The organism is Mycobacterium sp. TH-M82 (genome assembly GCF_057473605.1).
In genome coordinates, this window is record NZ_JBYCKY010000431.1 from 1 (window position 1) to 2,712 (window position 2,712).

General features: G+C 68.7%; 2 protein-coding genes. One reads left to right on the forward strand and one right to left on the reverse strand.

The annotated features are described in order from the left end of the window. Nucleotides 1–225 precede the first annotated feature (225 nt). The gene (locus tag AC2VON_RS13425) at nucleotides 226–1,842 is read right to left on the reverse strand and encodes a PE family protein (protein WP_486953409.1); all 1,617 of its coding nucleotides are present in this window, start codon (nucleotides 1,840–1,842) and stop codon (nucleotides 226–228) included. Nucleotides 1,843–2,300: 458 nt separating this feature from the next. Here AC2VON_RS13425 and AC2VON_RS13430 point away from each other — a divergent pair. Continuing rightward, on the forward strand, nucleotides 2,301–2,712 hold a 412-nt coding region (locus AC2VON_RS13430; RefSeq protein ID WP_486953410.1), incomplete at its 3' end, for an oxygenase MpaB family protein.

Here is a 2,712-nt window from a genome sequence, read left to right on the forward strand (position 1 = left end):
GGTGTGCAACCACTGGGTGGCGTTCTGTATCGAGACCGGAGGGAGCCGCCGAAGAGTGGAGAGCGCCGCGGTTGTCACCGGTTCTTCGACTTCGCCCGTGTCCGGATCGCGGGGCGCGACTTCCACTCAATCAACGTTAGGTGCTTCTCGCAGAGCCAGGCAATGACACTCGCCCCGCATGTGTCACACGTCGCAACCAAGGGCCTGATCGCGCGAGTGTCACATTTACAGTGCGGTCGCGATGCCCCCCAGTTCGCTGCCGGACAACGTCACGACGGTCGGCGCGGCGCCGTCCATGGGATCCAGGGTCACCGTGATCGGACGGGCGGCCGACAGCAGCCCCCCGACGGGCAGGTTCGCATACGCCGAGCTGTACCCGGTCGGCGCCGGCAGCTGTGCCGTTATCGTCGCCTGCCCGTAGAGGTAGCCGTTTGCCACCTCGTAGGGCATGCGCACCAGCGCCTCGGCGGCCACCAGCGGCTGCCCCGTCTGCACCGCCGTGGTGAACGTCGTGACGCTGTCCTGGAGCGCGGCCATCGCACTGATCTGGGCGCCCACCGCGTCTGCGGCCACCACGAGCGGCTGCGGCAGGGTCACCGATCCCGACCAGCCGACCATCCCGTTCGCCAGGGGCGTCTGGCTCACCGAGATCTCGATGGGACCGAACGGGGTGTTCACATCCACGACGGGCAGGGGCGCCGCGGTGGTGCTTGTTGCGGTGCCGGTGCCGGTGCCAGTGGCGGGAGCGGTTGCGTTGCCGGTGCCGGTGCCGGTGCCCGAGCCGATGGTCAACCCGGTGCCACTGCCGGTGGCCGAGCCGACGGTCACCCCGGTGCTGGTGCCGGTGCCCGAGCCGATGGTCAACCCGGTGCTACTGCCGGTGGCCGAGCCGACGGTCACCCCGGTGCTGGTGCCGGTGCCGGCGGTGGCGACCGAGCCGGTGCTGGCAGTGGTGGCGGTGGCGCCGGTCGCGGTGCTCGTGGCGTCAACGGCCTGCGTGGTGGTGGCGGCGGTGGCGGTGGTAGCGCTGGGGTCGGTGACGGCAACCGTACCGGTCTTGGCGACGGGTTGCGTGGTGACGGGCGGGACCTTGGTGATGGGTTGCGTGGTGCCCGGTTGCGTGGTGACAGGTGGCGTGCTGATGGGTTGCTTGGTCGCGCCGCCACCGTCCGCGCTTCCGGTGGCCGTGGTGTTGCCGCTGCTGCTGCCGCTACTGCTGCCGGTGCCGCCGCCGGACGGGCTGCCTCCGCTGCTACTGCCGGTGCCGCCGCCGGATGTGGCGTGCCCGCCGGTCCCGATCAGCGGATGCCCCAGCAGCCTCTCGGCCGGCGGGTTCACCACGCTCGCGACATCCCGCCTGAGCAAGGCGACGTCGGCCCGCGCAACCCGCCCCGCGGCGACCGTGTCGGCCTTCGCGGCCAGCCGCGCGGCGGCGAGGTCGGCGCCCATGGCCCGTCCGGCGCCGGCAGCGTCGGCCTTCATGACCCGCGCGGCGGCGGTGGCATCGGCGCCCATCGCCTGCTGCGCGGCGGCGATGTCGGCGCCCAGCGTCTGCCTGGCGTTGGCCATCTCGGCGCCCAAATACGCGAGCGAACTACTGTTCAGCGCCTTCACCAATTGCGCGTGGAAAGCCGCAGCTTTGGCGCTGACCGCCTGATATCCCTGCGCGTAGGTGACGAACGTCGATTGCAGGGCCGCCGACACCTCGTCGCCCGCCATGGCAGCCATTCCGGTGGTGCCGCCGGCCGCCGCAGCATTCGCCGCGTTCAGCGACGAGCCGAGGGTTTCCAAATTGCCGGCCGCCGACGTCACGGCGTCGGGTGTCACGTTCAGAAACGACATAGCCCGTCTCCTTTGGACTTCACTAAGTAAATCGTCACCTAATTGGCGAGGAACTGAGTCTATCCCTATACAAAAACGTGTCCAGTTAAATTTTTCTGGCGCTTTCACCAACACTTCCCACCGTGGCGCGCCGCTCGTTTACCGCGCCACTCCGGCCCCTGGCACCGAAGCCCGGCGCCCGAGCAAACGCGCCGCAATTACCATCCGATGCTCGCGCGGGGCGAATTTCAGCGGTGGCTAACGACGGCGCTCCGGGCACCGGGCCGCGCCCCGCGGTGCACCGTCCGTTCACCGGGGGCACCGCACGCGGCCGTCCGCGGCGCCCGCCGGCAAACTCCTGGTCACAGGGTTACGACGCGGCTGTGGAAAGTCGATAACACCGCGAGCCGATGCGCGCCGAAACGTAGACAACGCGTGTTGTCAAAGCTTATCGTGGCCGCAACGACGAGGAGGTTGCGATGACCCCGACATCGATCCCCGCAGCGACCCCCACCGCGACGTCCGCCGGCCCACTGGGACCGGATTCCCTCACCTGGAAGTACTTTGGCGATCTCCGCACGGGAATGATGGGGGTGTGGATCGGGGCGCTGCAGAACATGTACCCCGAACTCGGTGCGGCCGTCGAGGAACATTCGATCCTGCTGCGCGAACCGCTACAGCGGGTGGCCCGTTCGGTGTACCCGATCATGGGCGTTGTCTACGACGGTGAACGCGCCGCGCAGACCGGTCGGCAGATCACCGGCTACCACAACACCATCAAGGGGGTGGACACGGCCGGCCGGCGTTACCACGCGCTCAATCCCGAGACTTTCTACTGGGCGCACGCCACTTTTTTCATGTTGGTCATCAAAGTCGCCGAGTACTTCTGCG

Excerpts from the sequence above, each read along its gene's own strand:
- AC2VON_RS13425 (WP_486953409.1), bottom strand. The coding sequence starts at position 1,842 with ATGTCGTTTCTGAACGTGACACCCGACGCCGTGACGTCGGCGGCCGGC.